General features: G+C 73.4%; 15 protein-coding genes. 5 read left to right on the top strand and 10 right to left on the bottom strand.

Features of this window, described 5'->3' with window-relative positions:
* Nucleotides 1-345 precede the first annotated feature (345 nt).
* Complete coding sequence (locus ACGFS9_RS03405) at nt 346-1974, top strand: penicillin-binding transpeptidase domain-containing protein (protein WP_393250299.1); 1629 nt, start codon at nt 346-348, stop codon at nt 1972-1974.
* 104 nt (nt 1975-2078) lie between these two features.
* The gene (locus tag ACGFS9_RS03400) at nt 2079-3749 is read left to right on the top strand and encodes a penicillin-binding transpeptidase domain-containing protein (protein WP_393250297.1); all 1671 of its coding nucleotides are present in this window, start codon (nt 2079-2081) and stop codon (nt 3747-3749) included.
* Between the two features lie 410 nt (nt 3750-4159).
* Here ACGFS9_RS03400 and ACGFS9_RS03395 read toward each other — a convergent pair whose 3' ends face one another.
* From ACGFS9_RS03395 to ACGFS9_RS03380, 4 genes are all read right to left on the bottom strand, one after another.
* Nucleotides 4160-5320, bottom strand: a complete 1161-nt coding sequence (locus tag ACGFS9_RS03395) for a serine hydrolase domain-containing protein (RefSeq protein WP_393250533.1) — start codon at nt 5318-5320, stop codon at nt 4160-4162.
* 77 nt (nt 5321-5397) lie between these two features.
* Nucleotides 5398-6201, bottom strand: a complete 804-nt coding sequence (locus tag ACGFS9_RS03390) for an energy-coupling factor ABC transporter ATP-binding protein (RefSeq protein WP_393250295.1) — start codon at nt 6199-6201, stop codon at nt 5398-5400.
* Entirely contained in the window at nt 6189-6950 is a 762-nt protein-coding gene (gene cbiQ, locus ACGFS9_RS03385) for a cobalt ECF transporter T component CbiQ (RefSeq protein WP_393250293.1), read from the bottom strand. Before cbiQ ends, ACGFS9_RS03390 begins: the two co-directional genes overlap by 13 nt.
* A gap of 3 nt (nt 6951-6953) precedes the next feature.
* A complete protein-coding gene (locus ACGFS9_RS03380) occupies nt 6954-8012 on the bottom strand; it encodes an energy-coupling factor ABC transporter permease (RefSeq protein ID WP_393250291.1) in 1059 nt (352 codons plus the stop codon).
* A 308-nt stretch (nt 8013-8320) separates the two neighbouring features.
* On the opposite strand from ACGFS9_RS03380, the gene ACGFS9_RS03375 reads away from it, so the two are divergent.
* Nucleotides 8321-8677, top strand: a complete 357-nt coding sequence (locus ACGFS9_RS03375; protein ID WP_393250289.1) for an SsgA family sporulation/cell division regulator — start codon at nt 8321-8323, stop codon at nt 8675-8677.
* 4 nt (nt 8678-8681) lie between these two features.
* On the opposite strand, the gene ACGFS9_RS03370 is transcribed toward ACGFS9_RS03375, so the two are convergent.
* On the bottom strand, nt 8682-10895 hold the full coding sequence (locus ACGFS9_RS03370) for an MMPL family transporter (RefSeq protein ID WP_393250287.1): 2214 nt from the start codon (nt 10893-10895) through the stop codon (nt 8682-8684).
* A gap of 183 nt (nt 10896-11078) precedes the next feature.
* Nucleotides 11079-11669 carry a TetR/AcrR family transcriptional regulator gene (locus ACGFS9_RS03365; RefSeq protein WP_393250531.1) on the bottom strand — a complete coding sequence of 197 codons (591 nt, stop codon included), beginning with the start codon at nt 11667-11669 and terminating at the stop codon, nt 11079-11081.
* A gap of 35 nt (nt 11670-11704) precedes the next feature.
* On the opposite strand from ACGFS9_RS03365, the gene ACGFS9_RS03360 reads away from it, so the two are divergent.
* On the top strand, nt 11705-15169 hold the full coding sequence (locus tag ACGFS9_RS03360; RefSeq protein ID WP_393250285.1) for a S41 family peptidase: 3465 nt from the start codon (nt 11705-11707) through the stop codon (nt 15167-15169).
* A gap of 115 nt (nt 15170-15284) precedes the next feature.
* Here the strand turns inward: ACGFS9_RS03360 and ACGFS9_RS03355 are convergent, their stop codons facing one another.
* From ACGFS9_RS03355 to ACGFS9_RS03340, 4 genes are all read right to left on the bottom strand, one after another.
* Nucleotides 15285-15470, bottom strand: a complete 186-nt coding sequence (locus ACGFS9_RS03355) for a hypothetical protein (RefSeq protein WP_393250283.1) — start codon at nt 15468-15470, stop codon at nt 15285-15287.
* A gap of 140 nt (nt 15471-15610) precedes the next feature.
* Nucleotides 15611-16495: an SDR family oxidoreductase gene (locus ACGFS9_RS03350; RefSeq protein WP_393250281.1), complete on the bottom strand. Its 885-nt coding sequence runs from the start codon at nt 16493-16495 to the stop codon at nt 15611-15613.
* Nucleotides 16492-17457, bottom strand: a complete 966-nt coding sequence (locus ACGFS9_RS03345) for an alpha/beta fold hydrolase (RefSeq protein WP_393250279.1) — start codon at nt 17455-17457, stop codon at nt 16492-16494. The genes ACGFS9_RS03350 and ACGFS9_RS03345 overlap by 4 nt, the downstream gene beginning before the upstream one ends.
* Nucleotides 17454-18986 carry a flavin-containing monooxygenase gene (locus ACGFS9_RS03340; protein ID WP_393250277.1) on the bottom strand — a complete coding sequence of 511 codons (1533 nt, stop codon included), beginning with the start codon at nt 18984-18986 and terminating at the stop codon, nt 17454-17456. Before ACGFS9_RS03340 ends, ACGFS9_RS03345 begins: the two co-directional genes overlap by 4 nt.
* Nucleotides 18987-19284: 298 nt before the next feature.
* On the opposite strand from ACGFS9_RS03340, the gene ACGFS9_RS03335 reads away from it, so the two are divergent.
* A complete protein-coding gene (locus tag ACGFS9_RS03335) occupies nt 19285-19944 on the top strand; it encodes a MerR family transcriptional regulator (protein ID WP_393250529.1) in 660 nt (219 codons plus the stop codon).
* The last annotated feature ends 33 nt before the right edge of the window (nt 19945-19977 follow it).

The raw sequence follows: 19977 nt of genomic DNA, 5'->3' as shown, positions 1-19977 counted from the left end.
ATCCGTCCGCCCGCCGGGCGTCGCCGGGCCCGGTCGGCGACGAGGGCCGTCTTCGACGGGTGGCCGAGATCAACTGGCCTGATTCCAGCGGCCGTTGACGGCGCCCGGAGAGGAGGACGGCTCCGGGCGGGCGGACCGGGCACCCCCGTACCGCCGCGCACCGCCCTCCGACGAGGGATGTTCTCCCACCTGAATCCGGTTCACATTCCTGACAGCTGGTCTGGGCTAACGATTCGGCGACACCCCTGTCACCTGCACCCCGCACGCACTTAGGGTGCACCCGAGTCCAGATTTTCTGAACGCGTTCAGAAGTTCGGGAGAGGTTCACGGGGAGGGGATCGCGCGATGCGCAAGGGGGCAAAGGCTGCCGTGATCGGCAGTGCGTTCGCCGTCATGCTGGGAGGCGCCGGATACGGCGCGTACAACTTCGTCACGGCGGTCAGCGGGGGCACCGGGTCGGGGACGGCCGGACCCGCGCCGGTCAGGACGGGGCCGCCGAGCGGCTCCGAGGTCAAGGAGACCAGCCGCGCGTTCTTCGCGGCCTGGGAGAAGGGCGACGCGGCGAAGGCCGCCGGATACACGAACTACGAGGCGGCCGCCGAGAGCCTGCTCTCCGGCTACGGCGACGCCGCGCACATCGGCCACCTGCGCATCACCCCCGGCAGGGCGACCGGCGCGACCGTGCCGTTCTCGGTGAAGGCGACGGTTTCGTACGAGGGCAGGAGCAAGGCGCTCGCGTACGACTCGTCCCTGACCGTGGTGCGCGGGGAGACGACCGGCAAGGCGCTGGTGGACTGGAAGCCGGCCGTGGTGCACCCGCAACTGAAGGACGGGGACACTCTGGTCACGGGGGAGTCGGAGAGCCCGGCGATCGAGGCGGTGGACCGGAACAACGTTGTCCTGACCAAGGACGACTACCCCTCGCTCGGGCCGATCCTGGACGCGCTGCGCGACAAGTACGGCGACAAGGCCGGCGGCAGCCCCGGCATCGAACTGGCCGTCCACCACGGGAACGCCGACACCCCCGACACCTCCCTCGTGACGCTCGCCGAAGGGCGCCCCGGCAAGGTCAAGACCACGCTCCAGGCGAGCGCGCAGGCCGCCGCGGAGAAGGCGGTGCAGCGGTACGCGGAGTCGTCGGTCGTCGCGGTCAAGCCGAGCACCGGCGAGGTGCTGGCCGTCGCCAACCACCGCCGGGACGGCTTCAACGCCGCCTTCCTCGGCAAGCTCGCCCCCGGCTCCACGATGAAGATCATCAGTGCGGCGACCCTCATCGACAACGGCATCACGACCTCGAACGGGCCCGCGCCCTGCCCGAACACCGCCACCTGGCAGAGCCAGACCTTCCACAACCTCAAGGGCATGCAGCCGCAGGCGAACGCGACGCTCTCGGACAGCTTCTCCCGCTCCTGCAACACGGCGTTCGTGAAGTACGCCGACGAGGTCAAGGTGGACTCCCTGACGAACGAGGCGCAACGGCGCTTCGGGCTCGGCAGGAACAACTGGAAGACCGGCATCGACTCCTTCGACGGCTCCGTTCCCGCCTCCGGCGGCCCCGACACGGCGGCCAACATGATCGGCCAGGGCCAGGTGCAGATGAGCCCGCTCGACATGGCCTCGGTGACCGCGACCGCCATGACGGGCGCCTTCCGGCAGCCGGTCATCGTGGCGCGCTCCCTCGACGGCCGCGAACTGGCCACCGCCCAGGGCCTGTCCGGCGGCACGGTCGCCCAGCTGCGCGCCATGATGAACCGCACGGCGGTCAGCGGGACCGCGTCGCAGGTGATGGCCGGTCTCGGCGGCAGCGTCGGCGCCAAGACCGGCTCCGCCGAGGTCGACGGGCAGGCCGTGTCCAACAGCTGGTTCACCGGCTACCGCAACGACATGGCCGCCGCCGCCATGACCCAGGAGGGCGGCCACGGCGGCGAGGCGGCCGGGCCGATCGTCGCAGCAGTGCTACGAACGGGTGGCTGAGGCCGCCGCACCCGGATCGGGACCCTAGGGTGGGGCATCTCGTCGAGGAGCGAGAGGCGCGGGGGCGCCACCGGGCAGCGCGGGACAGCCGAGGACGGTCAGCCATGGGCAAGAGAAGACGCGTCGCCGAGCGGCGGAGGACGAGGCGGCCCGCCGTGCTCGGCGGGGTCGCCGCGGTCGTCGTCGCCGGCGGCGCGTTCGGGGCGTACAGCCTCTACGGGGGCACCGCGGCCGGGGACGGCACCTCCCCCGGGACCGCGCACACCCGGGTGAGGACCGGCCCGCTGACGGCGAAGGAGATCCGCACCGCGTCCACCGCCTTCCTCGCCGCCTGGCAGCAGGGCGACGTCGCGAAGGCCGCCGCCGCCACCGACGACGCGACCGCCGCGAGGACCGCCCTCACCGGCTACGCCGAGGACGCCCGCATCACCGGCGTCGAACTGACCGGCGGCGCGCCGTCGGGCGCCGACGTCCCGTTCACCGTCAAGGCGAGCGTCGCCTACCGGGGCACGGCCAAGCCTCTCGCCTACTCCTCGGAACTGACCGTCGTGCGGCGCCCCGAGGACGGCGCGGCGCGGGTCGGCTGGAAGCCCTCCGTGCTCCACCCGGACCTCCGGGACGGCGACCGGCTCGTCACGGGCGCGTCCGGCACCCCGCCGGTCACCGCTCTCGACCGGGACGGCGGGGAGCTGACCGCCGCCCGCTATCCGTCCCTGGGCACCGTCCTGGACGGGCTGCGCGAGAAGTACGGCAAGACGGCCGGGGGCAAGGCCGGCATCGAGCTGCGCGTGGTGCGCAAGGCCGCGAAGAAGGGCGGCCGCAAGACCCCCGACAAGACGCTGCTGACCCTCACCGAGGGCAGGGCCGGCAAGGTGACCACCACGCTGAGCCCCGCCCTCCAGGCCGAGGCCGAACGCCTGGTCGCCGCCGAGAGCCGGGCCTCGGTGGTGCTGCTGCGCCCCTCCACCGGCGAGATCCTCGCGGTCGCCAACAGCTCCCACGGCTTCAACACCGCCTTCCAGGGCTCCCTCGCACCGGGCTCGACGATGAAGGTGATCACGGCCTCGCTGCTGTTCGACAAGCACCTGGCCTCCGCGGACAAGCCGCACCCCTGCCCGAAGACGTCCACGTACGGCGGGTGGAAGTTCCACAACGACGACGACTTCGAGATCAGGAACGGCACCTTCAAGGCGAGCTTCGCCCGGTCCTGCAACACCGCCTTCATCACCCAGGCGAAGAAGCTCGGGAACGACGACCTGACCAAGCAGGCCCAGCAGGTCTTCGGGCTGAGCCGGAACAACTGGTCGATCGGCGTGCCCTCGTTCGACGGCTCGGTGCCGGTGCAGAGCGCGGCGCCGATGGCCGCGTCGCTGATGGGCCAGGGCGGCGTCCGCATGAACCCGCTGAACATGGCCTCCGTCGCCGCCACGGTGAAGTCGGGCAGCTTCCACCAGCCGTACCTGGTCTCCCCCGACGTCGACCACCGCACCCTGGCCACGGCCTCCCGCACCCTGTCCGCGTCCACGCTCGCCCAGTTGCGCGAGGTCATGCAGTACACGGCCGCCGCGGGCACCGCCGCCGAGGCCATGTCCGGCCTCGGCCCCGACTACGGCGCGAAGACCGGCTCCGCGGAGGTCGACCACCAGAAGGAACCGAACGGCTGGTTCACCGCCTGGAAGGGCGACCTCGCCGGCGCGGGCGTCGTCCAGCAGGGCGGCCACGGCGGCGACACGGCGGGCCCGATCGTGGCGGCGCTGCTGAAGGCGGGCGGCTGAGGGCTGTCCCGTCATCCCCGGTGGATCGGCGCGCGGCGCCGGATGCGGTGCATCGCACGGCGCAGAGCCGTCCTCCCACCGGGTGCACTCGGGCGGTCCGACAACGCGGCGAGGTGCCGTGGCCGTCGCCGTGCGCCCGCCGGGGAGGACGGGACAGCCCTTGGGGTGAACCGGCGTGCCGCGCTCGCCCTCCGCTCCCCGGTGGCACCGGCCGGACCGCGCCGCGACGGGCAGGCCGGGCGCCGGTGCGCTGCACCGGCGCCGGTACCCGCTCGCGTGCCGCGCGTGCCGCCCGCAGCGGCCGCGGCGTCGCGCCGCTGATCGTCACCGTCCTCGATCGTCGCGGGCATCGGGCTGATGCTGCACGCCGGACATCCGCCGGCACGGCGCGGGTCGGCGGCGGACCCGGCCTACCGGCCGACCACCGCCGCCACCGCCCGCACCAGCGCCTGGGCTCGCGCGTCCGCCGTCACGCTGGTGCGGAAGCCGTTGGTGACGTAGCCGAAGCCGATGCCCGATCCGGGGTCGGCGAAGCCGAGGGCTCCGCCGCGTCCGGGGTGGCCGAAGGATTCCGGGGAGAGCAGCGGCGAGGCCGGGCCGTGCAGCATGTAGCCGAGGCCGAAGCGGGTGCCGACCACCAGGACGCGGTCCGGGCCGGCGGAGTGTTCCGCGCGCGCCGCGGCCACGGTGTCCGGGGAGAAGAGGCGGACGCCGTCCACCTCTGCGACGAGCCCGGCGTAGAAGCGGGCGAGGCCGTCGGCGGTGGCGATGCCGTTCGAGGCGGGCAGGACGGCGGCCCGGTGGGCGGGGTCGTTCTCGTCCGGCGTCGGGGTGATCGCGGCGAAGGCCCGGCGGGTCAGGCTCCGCGGGTCGGCGTACGCCTCCACCACGGCCCGCTTGGGGCGGGTGTGCAGGCCGCCGGGTGCGGGCAGCGCCTCGATCTGCGCGACCCGGCCCACCCGGTCGGCCCGCTCCGGCGGCAGCCCGATCCACAGGTCGAGGTCCAGCGGCCGGGCGATCTCCTCGGCCGTCCACGCGCCGATGGTGCGCCCGGTGACCCGCCGGACCAGCTCGCCGGTCAGCCAGCCGTACGTGTGGGCGTGGTAGCCGTGGTCGGTCCCCGGCTGCCAGGCCGGTGTCTGCGCCGCGACGGCCGCCGCGGCGATGTCGGGGTCGGCGGCCTCGGCGGGGGTGAGCGGGCGGTCCAGGGCCGGCACGCCCGCCCGGTGCGCGAGCACGTGCCGCACCCGGGTGTGCTCCTTGCCGCGCGCCTTGTAGGCGGGCCAGTGGGCGGCGACGGGCGCGTCGAGGTCGAGCAGGCCGCGCTGGGCGAGCAGCAGGATCACGGCGGCGGCGACGCCCTTCGTGGCGGAGCGCACGATCTGCGCGGTGTCGTGCCGCCAGGGCTCGGTGCCGTCGACGTCGCGGGTGCCGCCCCACAGGTCGACGACCTTGCGCCCGTCGCGGTACACGGCCACCGCGGCGCCCCGCTCGCCGCGCGCGGTGAAGTTGCGGGCGAACGCCTCCCGGACCGGCTCGAAGCCCTCGGCCACGGTGCCGTGGACCTCCACGGCCTGGCCCGGCGACCCGGCCGCGGCGGGGTCGGCGGTGTGCGGCCCGGCGGGCGCTGCGGCGTCCTGTCGTCTCGTCACGCCCCCATTGTCACGGACCGCGGATCGAAGCCGAACGGCAGCTCCAGGCGGTGGGTGCGCATCAGTTCGTCGTCGGAGAGGAGGTCTCCGGTCCGCCCGTCGGCGGCGATCACTCCGTCGCTGAGCACGAGGGCGCGGGGGCACAGTTCGAGGGCGTACGGCAGGTCGTGGGTGACCATGAGGACGGTGACGTCCAGCGAGCGCAGGATGTCGGCGAGTTCGCGCCGCGAGGCGGGGTCGAGGTTGGAGGAGGGCTCGTCCAGGACGAGGATCTCCGGTTCCATCGCGAGGACCGTCGCGACGGCGACCCGGCGGCGCTGCCCGAAGGACAGGTGGTGCGGCGGGCGGTCCGCGAAGGACTCCATGCCCACGCGCTCCAGCGCGGTGCGCACGCGCGCCTCCAGCTCGGCGCCCTTCACCCCGGCGGCGGCCGGACCGAAGGCGACGTCCTCCCGCACGGTCGGCATGAACAGCTGGTCGTCCGGGTCCTGGAAGACGATGCCGACCCGCCGGCGGATCTCGGCCATGTGCCGTGCGCCGACGGGGAGTCCGGCGACGGTGACCGTTCCCGCGCCGCCGGTCAGGATGCCGTTGAGGTGCAGGACGAGGGTGGTCTTGCCGGCGCCGTTGGGGCCGAGGAGCGCGACCCGCTCCCCGCGCCGGACGGTGAAGTCGACGCCGAACAGCGCCTGGTGGCCGTCGGGGTAGGCGAAGGCGAGGCCGGACACCTCCAGGGAGGCGGGCGCGGCGGCGCCGTCGGCGGGTGTCGCGGGGGGTTCGGCAGCTGTCACAGCGTCCATCCCAGCACACAGACGACCAGGGCGGCGAACGGGAGGGCGAGGGCGTACGACCACTGCGCCCGGGACGCGGTCACCTCGTCGATGACCGGCATGGAGCCGGCGTAGCCGCGGCTGACCATGGCCAGGTGCACGCGCTCCCCGCGTTCGTAGGAGCGGATGAAGAGGGCGCCCGCCGACTTCGCGAGCACGCCCCAGTGGCGCACCCCGCTCGCCTCGAAGCCGCGGGACTCGCGGGCGATGCGCATGCGGCGCATCTCGTCGGTGATGACGTCGCCGTAGCGGATCATGAAGGAGGCGATCTGGACGAGGAGCGGCGGGAGCTTCAGCCGTTGCAGGCCGAGGAGCAGTTCGCGCAGTTCGGTGGTGGAGGCGAGGAGGACGGAGGCGGCGACGCCGAGGGTGCCCTTGGCGAGGACGTTCCAGGCGCCCCAGAGCCCGTTGACGCTGAGGGACAGGCCGAGGACGTCGACGCGCTCGCCCTCGGCGACGAAGGGCATGAGCACGGCGAAGGCCACGAACGGGATCTCGATCAGCAGCCGTTTCAGCAGGAGGCCCGCCGGGACGCCGGCGCGTCCGGCGACGACGGCGAGCAGCGCCGCGTACAGCGCGAACGCCCACATGGCCTCGCGGGGCGTGGAGACGACCACGATCACGAAGGCGAGGGTGGCGGCGAGCTTGGTGTGCGGCGGCAGGCCGTGCACGGGCGAGTTCCCGTGCCGGTAGAGCTTGTGCGTGTGACCCGCCCCCATCCCTCAGACCCCTTCGGGCAGCGAGGTGGGGGAGGTGTCGGCGGAGCGGCGCCTGCGGACCGCCCAGAAGACCCCGGTGCCCGCGACGATCGTGACGCCGACGCCGATCACGCCGGCCAGGCCGCCGGAGACGCGCGCGTCGGCGACGTCCTTGACGCCGTATCCGGCGAGCGGCGAGGAGTCCTCGGTGGCGTGCTTCTCGGTCTTGGCGTCGATGCCCTTGTCCTGGGCGACCTTCTCCAGGCCGTCGGGGCTGGCGGAGGCGTAGAAGCTGACGAACCCGGCGAGGACGAGGGAGGTGACCAGGCCGGTGATCCAGACCGTGCGGTGCGAGGAGCGGGCCGCCGCCGGGGCGGCCGCGGGGGCGGCCGGGGTGTCGACGAGTTCGCCGCCGACGCGCAGCTTGAGCGGCTGCCCGAGGCCGCGGGCGCCGTACACGAGGTCGGGGCGTACGGCGATGACGGCGCCGACGGTCAGCGCGGTGATGACGGCCTCGCCGATGCCGATGAGCACGTGGACGCCGACCATGGCGGTGGCGACCTTGGAGATCGCGACGTCGGTGGTGCCCCCGACCGCGTAGATGAGCGTGAAGGCGACGGCGGCGGCGGGCACGGAGACGAGCGCGGCGGCGAACGAGGCGACGGTGACCGAGCGGCGGGTGCGGGGCAGCACCTTCACCAGGACGCGGAAGACGGCGTAGGCGACGACCGTGGTGACGATGGCCATGTCGGTGATGTTCACGCCGAGCGCGGTGAGTCCGCCGTCGGCGAAGAGGATGCCCTGCATGAGCAGGACGACGGAGACGCAGAGGACCCCGGTGTAGGGGCCGACCAGGATCGCGGCGAGGGCGCCGCCCAGCAGATGTCCGCTGGTCCCGGCGGCCACCGGGAAGTTCAGCATCTGCACGGCGAAGATGAAGGCGGCGACCAGGCCGGCGAGGGGGGCGGTCCGCTCGTCGAGTTCGCGGCGGGCGCCGCGCAGGCTCACGGCGACGGCGCCCGCGGCGACGACTCCGGCGACGGCGGAGACGGGGGCATCGATGAATCCATCTGGCACATGCACCGCTCGATCATAATCCCTTCTTGCGAAGAGGTTGCAAGAGCGAGGAGCCCGCTGAAATTGCGCTCCGGGCGCACTCCCCTCCGCGCGACCGGCGCGAAGGCCTCCGTGCGCGACCGGCGTGACAGGCGCCTCACGGCGCCTGGGACATGCGCCCGCGGCCGACGGGAAGAAGAAGGGGACAGGAAGACCACGCACATGAAGGGGTGGTCGCGGGCGGCCGGAGAGCGGTTTCCGTGAGATGTGCGACATTGGAACGTGTGACGGAATCACAGGTTCCGCACAGGTGACGCAGCGTGAGGAGTCGGTTCATGTACGCCGTCGAACAGTACGCCCGTGCCCACATCGTCACTGACACCGCCGACTCCCTGGACGACGAGCGCCGGGCCGTCCCGGTCGCCCTGCGGTACGACCCGGAGAGCGACCCGCCGCAGGTGCGGATCACCCTGCCGGGCCCCAAGGAGTGGGTGTTCTCCCGGGAGCTCCTGGAGCAGGGCCTGCGCGTGCCGTCCGGCAGCGGCGACGTCCGCGTGTGGCCGTGCGGGCGCGTCCAGGCCGTGCTGGAGTTCCACTCGCCGAAGGGGGTGGCGGTCGTGCAGATGGACACGAAGGTGCTGATCCGTTTCCTCCGCCGCACCTACACGGCCGCCGCCCCGGTGGCGCGCTGAGCGGTCAGACGCGGACCGGTTCCCGGTCCGCGTCGTCGCGCCGGCCCTCCTCCCGCGCGCGCAGGCCCTCGCCCTCGACGTCGACGTTGGGCAGCGCGCGGTCCAGCCACCCCGGCAGCCACCAGGCCCGCTTGCCGAGCAGCGCGAGCACCGCCGGCACGATGGCCATGCGGACGACGAAGGCGTCGAAGAAGACGGCGATCGCGAGGCCGAAGCCGATCATCTTGATCATCGACTCGCTGGAGCCGATGAATCCGGAGAAGACGGCGATCATGATGACCGCGGCGGCGGTGACGACCCGCGCGCCGTGCTTGAACCCGGTCACGATCGCCTGACCCGGCGTCTCCCCGTGGACGTGGGCCTCACGCATCCGGGTCACGAGGAACACCTCGTAGTCCATGGCCAGGCCGAAGACGACACCCACCATGAAGATCGGCATCATCGACATGATCGGGCCGGTCTCCTCCACGCCCATCAGGCCCGACAGCCAGCCCCACTGGAAGACCGCGACGACCGCGCCGAGGGCGGCCATCACGCTGAGCAGGAAGCCCAGCGCCGCCTTCAGCGGGACCAGGATCGACCGGAACACGACGATCAGCAGCAGGAACGCGAGACCGACCACGAGCGCGAGATACGGGATCAGCGCGTCGTTGAGCTTCTGCGAGAAGTCGATGTTCATGGCCGTGGAGCCGGTGACGAGCACGGTGGCGCCGGTGTCGGCCCTGATCTCGCCGCCGGCGTCGCGGATGGCGTGCACCAGGTCCTCGGTCTTGACGGACGAGGGCTTCGAGTCGGGCACCACCGTGATCATCGCGGTGTCGCCGGACTTGTTGGGGACGGCCGGGGAGACGCTGACGACGCCCTTCAGCCCCTTGACCTCGTCGGTCACCGAGCGGAAGGCGGCCTTGGGGTCGTCGCCGGCCTTGGCGTCGACCACGACCATCAGCGGTCCGTTGAAGCCGGGGCCGAACCCCTCGGACAGCAGGTCGTAGGCGCGGCGCTGGGTGGTGGACGTCGGCTGCGAGCCGTCGTCGGGCAGGCCGAGTTCGAGGGAGGCCGCCGGCAGGGCCGCCGCGCCGAGGCCGATCACACCGAGCAGCAGCACGGCGAGCGGGCGGCGGACGACGAAGCTGGCCCAGCGGGTGCCCATGTTGGGCCTGCCCGCCTTCTTCGCGGCGCGACCTCCGCCGAGGAGCCGGCTCTTCTTCCCGGCCGGCTGGACCCGGCGGCCCGCGTAGCCGAGCAGGGCGGGGATCATCGTCAGCGCGATGAGGACGGCGATGGCGACGGTGCCGGCGGCGGCGACGCCCATCTTCGTCAGCATCGGGATGTTGACGACCGACAGTCCGACCAGGGCGATGACGACGGTGAGGCCCGCGAAGACCACGGCGGAGCCGGCGGTGCCGACGGCGCGGCCCGCCGCCTCCTCCCGCTCCCGGCCCTCGGCCAGTTCCGCCCGGTAGCGGGAGACGATGAAGAGGGCGTAGTCGATGCCGACCGCGAGGCCGATCATCATGGCGAGGGTGGAGGTGGTGGACCCGAGGTCGAGGGCGGCGGCGAGCGCGGTGATCGTCGAGACGCCGATCCCGACGCCGATCAGGGCGGTGAGCAGGGGCAGTCCGGCCGCGATCAGCGATCCGAAGGTGACGACGAGGACCACCGCGGCGATCGCGATGCCGATGACCTCGGTGGACCCCGTCTCCGGGGTCGCCTGGAGCGCGTCACCGCCGACCTCCACGGTCAGTCCGGCGTCCCGCGCGTCCTGCGCGGCGGCCTTCAGGGCGTCCTTCGAGGAGTCCTCCAACTCCATCCCGGACACCTTGTACTTCACCGAGGCGTAGGCGACGGTCCCGTCCTTGCTGACGGTGTGCGCCGCGAACGGGTCGTCGACGGAGGAGACCTCGGATCCGGTGCCGAGCACCTTGACGGTCTTCTCGACGGTCGCCTTGTTGGCGGCGTCCGCCATCTTCTCGCCGTCGGGTGCCTGGAAGACGACCCGCGCGGTCGCCCCGTCGGCGCTCATTCCGGGGAAGCGGTTCTCCAGCAGGTCGAAGGCCTTCTGCGCCTCCGTGCCGGGGATCGAGAAGGAGGATGCCCCGGCGACGGGCGCGGAGGCGGCGCCGACACCGGCGAGGGTCAGCAGCGCCACCCATATCAGGGCGACGACGTGCCGTCGCCGGAAGGCGAGTCGGCCGATGGTGTAGAGGAACGTGGCCACGAGGGCGAACTCCCGGTCAGGTCGTGGGATGGCAGGGGCTGGTGCGACCACCCGAGTGGGGGCAGGGGTGGTCAGCCCGACGACGTGAGCGGCGCGTCAGGTGCGCCCGCGCGGACGCGGGCATGGGGAGAGGGAAGGGGAAGAGGGGGGTGAGAGGGTGACGACGGATGGAGGGCCGGAGGATCAGGCGCCGAGAGCGGGGAGGACCACGGCGTCGATGTAGGCGTGCAGGAACGCCTGGGTCGGCGGGAGTTCGTCGATCATGGTGCGGGCCGCGAACGCGCCGATCAGCATGTGCATCACGAACGGCATCGCGGGGTTGTCCGCACGGATCTCACCTCGGTCGACACCCCGCCGGAGCACCCGGCGCAGCTCGTCCATCTCCGGCTCGACCAGCCATTCCCGGAACGCCTTCAGCAGATCCGGGTTCCCGTGCGCCGCCATGGCCAGGCCCCGCATCAGCGCGGAGTCCTGTTCCATCCGGCAGTCGTCCTGCCGGGCGGCCAGGGCGAGGAAGTCGCCCCGCAGGGTTCCCGTGTCCACGTCGGAGAACTTGAGCGGCTTGTGGTGCCGCAGCGCTTTCACGACGAGTTCGGCCTTGCCGCCCCACTGGCGGTAGAGGGTGGCCTTGCTGGCACGGGTGCGGGTGGCGACGGCGTCCATCGTCAGGGCGTCGTAGCCGACTTCCCGAAGCAGGTCGAGCACGGCCGTGTACAGCTCGGCCTCGCGCTCGGGCGTGAGCCGACTGCGACGCACCGCCGCGGCCTCGGTCATCCCGTTCACCTCTGCTTCGTACGACACGGATGTGTATGCCCTCGAAGATACCCTCGCCCCCAACGAAACGAAACCGTTTCGTACGTGGGCTCGGTCACGCCTCCGGCGGGAACCGGCGGGGGCGCCCGGGCGTACGGGACCGGCGGCGGGACGCGGCGCCGCGCGGGGCCGCCGCCGACCGGCCTGGTCCACGAGTTGCCGGGGCCCCGGCGGCGGAAAAGCATGGGGAGGTGAGCGACGCCGACGACACCCCGCCCCGCGACGAGCACTCCCCCGGCTATCTCCGCTTCCCGCACATCAGCGGGGACCGGCTGTGCTTCGTCACCGAGGACGACCTCTGGGTCGCCCCGGTCGACGGGTCCGGGCGCGCCCGGCGGATCACCGTGGACCGCACCAAGGCCGGCCACCCGCGCTTCTCCCCGGACGGCCGGACCATCGCCTACACGAGCTGGCGCAGCCTCGTCCCCGAGATCCACCTGGCCCCGGTGGACGGCGGCCCCGGCAGACGGCTCACCTACTGGGGCAGGGCCGACACCCAGGTGTGCGGATGGTCGCCGGACGGCGACATCCTCGCGGTCGCCTCGCACGGACAGCCCTTCTCCCACTTCACCTGGGCGCACAGCGTGCCCACCGACGGCGACCCCGGCGGACGGCTGCCCTGGGGGCCCGTCACGGACATCGCCGTCGCCGACGTCGACGGCGAGCGCAGGACCCTGCTGCTGACCGGCACGCCGCCGCACGAGCCCGCCGCCTGGAAGCGCTACCGGGGCGGCGCCACCGGCCGCATCTGGTTGCACGGCCGGCACCTGCTCGCCGACATCGACGGCCACCTGGCCTGCCCGATGTTCGTCGGCGGACGGATCGCCTTCCTCTCCGACCACGAGGGCGTCGGCAACCTCTACTCCTGCGCCCACGACGGCTCCGACCTGCGCCGGCACACCGACCACGACGCCTTCTACGCCCGGCACGCCGCCTCCGACGGCACCCGGGTGGTCTACCAGTGCGCGGGCGACCTGTGGATGGTCGACGACCTCTCCGCCACCTCCCTCCCGCGCCGCCTGGACGTCCGGCTCGGCGGTCCGCGGGCCGGCCGGCGGCCCTACCAGGTGCCGGCCGCCCAGCACGTGGACGGCCTCTCCGTCGACGAGACGGGCCGGGCGAGTGCCGTCGTCGTGCGCGGCAGCCTGTACTGGCTCACCCACCGCGACGGCCCCGCCCGCACCATCGCCGACACCCCCGGCGTCCGGGTCAGGCTCCCGGAGATGCTCGGCTCCGGCGGACAGGTCGCCTACGTCACCGACGCCGAGGGGGAGGACGCCGTCGAGATCGCCTACCTGCCCCGCGCGACCGGCGACCGCCCGCCGCGCCGCCTGGCCTCCGGCGCCCTCGGGCGCGTCCTGGAACTGGTCGCCGACCCGCAGGGCGAACGCCTCGCCATCGCCTCGAACGACGGGCGGCTGCTGCTGCTCGACGCGACGGAGGAGTCCACCGGCGAGGCCACCGAACTCATCCGGTCCATCAACGGACCCGTCGCCGACCTCGCGTTCTCCCCGGACGGCGCCTGGCTGACCTGGTCGCACCCCGGCATCGGCCGCTCCCTGCGGCAGATCAAGATGGCGCGCATCAAGGACCGGCTGGTCGTCGACGTCACCAACGGCCGCTTCGAGGACGAGAACCCGGTGTTCACCCGGGACGGCCGCTACCTCGCCTTCCTGTCCTGGCGCGGCTTCGACCCCGTCTACGACGTGCACACCGGGGACCTGTCCTTCCCGCTCGGCTGCCGGCCCTACCTCGTCCCGCTGTCCTCCGCCACCCCCTCCCCCTTCGCCCTCAACCCGGACGGCCGGCCCGTCGCCGGCGGTCTGGACCCGGTCGAGGAGGGCACGGAGGACGGCGCGGCGACGGTCGAACTCGAGGGCCTGGAGAGCCGCGTGACGCCCTTCCCGGTCACCGCCTCCAAGTACTCGGCGCTGCACCCGGTCGCGGGCGGCGGCCTGGTCTGGCTGCGCTGGCCGATCTCCGGGGCGCTGGGAGAGACCTTCGCCAACCCGGACGACACCACCGGCCGTCCCACCCTGGAGTTCTTCAACATCACCAAGGCGAAGAAGTCCGAACTCGTCGACCACCTCGACTGGTTCGCGGTCAGCGGCGACGGATCGCGGCTGGTCGTCGTGGACGAGGGCGACCTGCGCGCCGTCCCCTCCACCGAGTCCGGCGACGGCGACTCCACCGTCTGGATCGACCTGCGCCGCGTCCTGCACGAGGTCGACCCGCCCGCCGAGTGGCGCCAGGCCTACGACGAGGCCGGCCGGATCATCCGCGCCTACTTCTGGGACCCGGACATGTGCGGCATCGACTGGCCTGCCGTGCTGGCCCAGTACCGTCCGCTGGTCGAACGGGTCGCCTCTCCCGACGAGTTCGCGGATCTGCTGCGCGAGGTCCTCGGCGAACTGGGCACCTCGCACGCGTACGTGAGCGCCGCCCGGCGCAACGAGGGACCCGCCCACTACCAGCGGCCGCAGGGCCTGCTGGGCGCCAACCTCGTCCGCCGCGACGGCGACTGGATGCTCAAGCGGATCCTGCCCGGCGACTCCTCCGACTCCAAGGCCCGCTCCCCGCTGGCGGGCACCGGCATCCGCGAGGGCGCGGTCCTGACCCACGTGGACGGGCGCCCGGTGGACCCGGTCACCGGGCCCTACCCGCTGCTGGCGGGCGCCGGCGGCACCACGGTCGAGCTCACCTTCCGCCCGGCCGAGGGCGAGGGCCGCTCCCGCCGGGTCGCCGTGGTCCCGCTGACCGACGAACGCACCCTGCGCTACCAGGACTGGGTGGCCAAGCGCCGCCAGGTGGTCCGGGAGCTGAGCGGCGGCCACTGCGGCTATCTGCACATCCCGGACCTCGGCGGCTCGGGCTGGGCCCAGTTCAACCGCGACCTGCGGATGGAGGTGTCCCGCCCGGCCCTCATCATCGACGTCCGGGGCAACGCCGGGGGCCACATCAGCGAGTTGGTCGTCGAGACGCTGACCCGCACCATCCTCGGCTGGGACCTGACCCGCGGCGCCCAGCCCGTCAGTTACGCCTCCAACGCCCCCCGCGGCCCGATCGTGGCCCTCGCCGACGAGGCGACCTCCTCCGACGGCGACATGATCACCGCCGCGTTCAAGCTGCTCGACCTCGGGCCCGTCGTGGGGCAGCGCACCTGGGGCGGAGTCGTCGGCATGACCGGGCGGCACCGGCTCGGCGACGGTTCGGTCATCACCGTGCCGATGAACGCGGCCTGGTTCGACGCCTACGGCTGGTCGGTCGAGAACCACGGGGTGGCGCCCGACCTGGAGATCCTGCGCACCCCGCTGGACTGGGCGGAGGGCCGGCACGCCCAGCTCGACGACGCCGTCCAGCTCGCGCTCGACCTGCTGCGCACCCACCCCGCCGCGTCCCCGCCGGACTACTCCCGCGTGCCGGACCGGACCCGCCCGAAACTGCCGCCGCGCCCGGAGTGACCCGGGCCGGGCCCGCCGGCCGTCCGGGCCCGACGGGCCGTCGGGCCCGGCCCGGACAGCCGCATCGGGGTGCCCCCGGAACAGGGGCACCCCGACGCGTGCAGGACGCGGGCCGTCAGGCGTCGTAGTCCTGGTCGAAGCGGTCCTGCGCCTCCTGCCGGGCACGGTCCGTGGCCGGCATCGCGTGGTCCCGCTCCTGGCGGGAACGCTCGCCCGCCTCGTCGCGCGTGTCGCCCGCCCGGCCCTTGGCCTTCTGCTGAAGACGCTCGGCCTTGTCCTTGAACTGGTCCTGCATGCCCATGAGATTCACTCCCGTAGTGGGTGAGGGGGGATCGGCCCGATCCCGTTGTGGGGAGCGGGTGTTCGGGCCTCGATCAGACTGACACGCGGCCCGGGGCCCCGCATGTCGATCAGTCACGCTCCGTGACGCCCCCGGGAGGGTCAGGGCGCCTCGGCCCCCCGCTCCCGCTCGTCGGCCGCCCCACCGGCCCCGACCAGCCCCGTGCGCACCGTGCCGAGCCGCGGCTCGAACCGCCGCATCTCCCGCTGCCCGACGGACCCGATGAGCGCGGGCAGGTATCCGCGCACGCCCTGCATCCCGCGCAGCCACCACTGCGCGTACACGTGGCTGGAGCGGCGCTCGATGCCCGCCACGATCCGGTCGACGGCCGGGCCCAGCGGATACGTCCTGTTCGACGGCCACGGCAGCCGCTGCCGCAGCTCCCGCATCACCTCGTCCTGGTCAGCGCCCCGCACCATGTCGGTGTCGGTCCACGACAGGTACCCGACGCCCACCCGGACGCCCTTGTGCCCGACCTCGGCCCGCAGGCTGTGCGCGTACGCCTCCACACCGGACTTGGACGCGCAGTACGCCGTCATCATGGGCGCCGGGGTGATCGCCGCGAGCGAGGCGATCTGGAGCAGGTAGCCGCGGCTCTCCGTCAGCACCGGCAGGAAGGCCCGTGCCGTCACCGCCGAACCGATCAGGTTCACCTCGATCACCCGCCGCCAGGCGACCGGGTCGGAGTCCGCGAAGGGACCCCCGCTCGCCACACCGGCGTTGGCGACGACGATGTCGACCTTGCCGAACCGCTGCTTGACCTCCTCCGCGACCCGCGCCATCGCCTCGTGGTCGGTCACGTCGGCGTGCCAGTGGCCGCTCTCGCCGTGCAGCCGCTCCGCGACCTGCTTGAGCGCGTCGGGCTCCAGGCCGACCAGCGCGACCGTGGCCCCGCGCGCGGAGAGTTTGCGGGCGAGCAGCTCGCCGACCCCGCGCGCGGCGCCCGTGACGACCGCGACCTGCCCTTCGAGACTCACCCTGCTCATGCGCCCTCCTTGATGGCGTCGATCCCGTCGATCCCGTCCGCCCCGCCGGTCCGTCCGGCGGGCCGCGCGTACGCCGTGACCAGTTCCCGTATCCGGGCGGTCACCGCCTCCGGTGCCTCCATCGGGGTCATGTGCCCGACGCCGGCGAGTTCGGTGCTGCCCACGCAGTTCGGCAGCAGCGCCACCAGGGCCCGCGCGTGGACGACCGGCGTCAGCCGGTCGGCGGTCCCCGCGATCACCGCCGTGGGCACCCGCAACTCCCGTACACCGTGGTCGAGATCGAGCGACTCCAGGACGGCCGACCAGGCGTGCCGCACGGACCGCGGGCAGGCGTGCACGATCCGCGCGCAGGCGTCGACCACCAGCGGGGACGAACCGGCGCCCATCGTGGCGTACTTGAGGATGCGGCGGGCGAGCGGCGTGACCGGCCCGAGCGGCGCGCGGGAGCCGAGCACCGCGCCGGTGATGCGGGTCCGGAGCCGGCCGGCCCGCAGCGGGACGACCCGCGACTCGGCGACCAGCCGGGTGCTGCCGGTGCTGCACAGCAGGGCCGCCGCGGCGTGCTCGGTGAAGCGCGGCCGGCCCGAGGCCGCCATCAGCGTCATCCCGCCCATCGAGTGCCCCACGAGCACGGCCCGCTCGCCCCGCTCCAGGGTGGCGGCGAGCACCGCCTCCAGGTCGTCGGCGAGCGCGTCGGTGCTGCACACCGCGCCCGCCGGGCTGCGCCCGTGACCGCGCTGGTCGTAGGCGACGACACGGTGGTCGGCGGCCAGGTCCCGGATCTGCGCCGCCCAGAAGGCCGTCGAACAGGTCCAGCCGTGGGCGAGGACCACCGCGGGCGCTCCCTCGGGGCCGTGCACCTCGACATGCAGGCGGGCGCCGTCCGCGGACGTCGCGAGCAGTTCGCGTACCGGTGCGGGCGGGGCGTACGCCCCGTGCTCCGCGTGCGTCGGCCCCCTCACGCCTCGGCCACCGCCTTCGTCGCCCGGGTGCTCCGCGCGGCCGGGGCGGGAGCGGGTCGCGCCGCCCGGACCACCTCGTACTCCGCCAGGTCGACCCGGCGGGTGGCGCTGCGGAACTCGGTCGTCGTGCCGGGCCAGACGGTGGTGTTGACACCGTTGGCGTCGAGGTACCAGCTCGTGCAGCCGCCGGTGTTCCACACCGTGCGCTTCATCCGTTCCTGCACCCGGTCGTTCCAGGCGTCCACGGCGGCGGGCCGCGGGTCGAGCGCCACGCGCCCGCCGAGGACGTCGAGCTGCCGCACGTAGTCGGCCAGGTAGTTGAGCTGGGACTCGATCATCAGGATCATCGAGGAGTTCCCGAGCCCGGTGTTGGGCCCGATGATCGTCATCCAGTTGGGGAAGCCCGCCGCGGTCGCGCCGCGCAGGGACCTCATGCCGTCCTTCCACGCCTCGGCCAGCGTCCGGCCGTCCGCCCCGACGACGCGTTCGGCGATCGGCATGTCGGTGACGTGGAAGCCGGTCCCGAAGACGATCGCGTCGACCTCGGCCCTGCTGCCGTCGGCGGCGACGAGCGTGGAGCCCTCGACGCGGTCCAGTCCGGAGGCGACGACGTCGACGTTCGGCCGGGTGAGCGCCGGATAGTAGGTGTTCGACAGCAGGATGCGCTTGCAGCCGATGCGGTAGTCGGGCGTCAGCCGGTCACGCAGCGCCGGGTCCTTCACGGCCCGCGCGATGTTCCGCTTCGCCAGCCGCTCCACCAGGCCGAGTTCGTCGGGCCGCTTGGTGAAGGCCTGCACCTGGAGTTCGCGGATGCCCCACAGCATTCCGCGCCGGGCCTGGGTGGTGAACGGCAGCCGCCGGTGCAGCCACCGCTCGGCCCCGCTGATCGCCCGGTCCACGCGCGGCATCACCCACGGCGGGGTGCGCTGGAAGAGCGTCAGCCGGGACACCTCGGGCTGGATCGCGGGCACGATCTGGATGGCCGAGGCGCCGGTGCCGACCATGGCGACGCGCTTGCCGCGCAGGTCGTAGTCGTGGTCCCAGCGGGCGGAGTGGAACACCTTGCCGGTGAAGCCGTCGATCCCGGGGATGTCCGGGATCTTGGGGTCCGACAGCGGGCCGGTGGCCGAGACGACGAGGTCGGCCGTCAGGTGGCCGCTGCTCGTCTCGATCACCCAGTGCAGCTTCTGCGCGTCCCAGGTCATCATCCGCACCTCGGAGTCGAACCGCAGGTGCGGGCGCAGCCGGAAGACGTCCGCCACGTGCTCCAGGTAGGCCCGGATGTGCTCCTGCCCGGAAAAGGTGCGCGGCCATTCGGGGTTGGGCGCGAAGGAGAACGAGTAGAGGTGCGAGGGGACGTCGCAGGCGCAGCCGGGGTAGCTGTTGTCGCGCCAGGTGCCGCCCACGCCGCCGGCGCGCTCCAGGACGACGAAGTCGGTGACGCCCTCGCGGCGCAGCCGCACCGCGGCTCCCAGCCCGCCGAATCCGGACCCGATCACCGCCACCCGTACATGCTCGTGCTCGGTCATCCCGACGCCTCCCAGGTCCGCACGACTCCGCCAGTGAACACTGGCGCAATCGGAGCGTAGAGCAGCTTCGTACTGATGGGTAGGGGTCGTGAGCGGGAAAGTTACCCGGGGTACGACGTAGGGTGCGCAGGTGGCCGAGGGAGCAGCGAAGCGGGGCGCCGGAGCGCCGGCACGGGGCGGGCGGGCGCCGGACGACGGCGCGCGCCGGCCGGGGGCGCGGACGCGCGGAGCCACCGGAGCGGGCGCGGGACGGGTCGCCGAGAGCGGCCCCCCGGAGGCCCGCGGGCCCGAGTACCGCATGGAGGAACTCGCCGAGAAGGCCGGCATCACCGTACGCACCCTGCGGTTCTACCGGGAACGCAAGCTCATACCGCCGCCCCGCCGCGAGGGCCGCATCGCCTGGTACGACGACACCCACCTGGCCCGGCTGCGCACCATCTCGGCCCTCCTGGAACGCGGCCACACCCTCAGCGGCATCGCCGAACTGGCCGAGGCGTTCGACCACGGCCGGGACGTGGGCGAACTGCTCGGCCTGGGCGAGCCCTCCGAGGAGGTCCCGGTCCGCCTCTCCCCCGAGGAACTGGCCGACGTCTTCGCCGGGCAGGCGACACCGGAGAACCTCGCCGCCGCCCTCGACCTCGGCTACCTCGGCACGGACGGCGGCGAGATCGTGCACGTCAGCCGGCGACTGCTGGACGTGTCGGCGGCGCTGGTGCGCGAGGGCATCCCGCTCGCCGACGTCCTGCGGGCCGCGAGCCGGGTCCGCGCGCACACCGAAGCCCTCGCCGAACTGTTCACCACGCTGGTCCTCACACAGGACCGCGGCGCGGAGGACCTCCAGCGCCTGCGCCCGCTGGCCAAGAGCGTGGTGGAGGCGGAACTGTCGATGGCCCTGGACCGCAGGCTGCGGGAGAAGGAGCGGGGCGGCGGCACCGCCCCCGGCTCCGCTCCGGCCTGAGCGCCCCGCAGCCCGTCGCGCCGGTCCGGGGGC

This window comes from Streptomyces sp. NPDC048566, assembly GCF_043199735.1.
In the GTDB taxonomy this organism is placed as follows: domain Bacteria; phylum Actinomycetota; class Actinomycetes; order Streptomycetales; family Streptomycetaceae; genus Streptomyces.
This window is presented reverse-complemented; position numbering and strand designations above follow the sequence as displayed.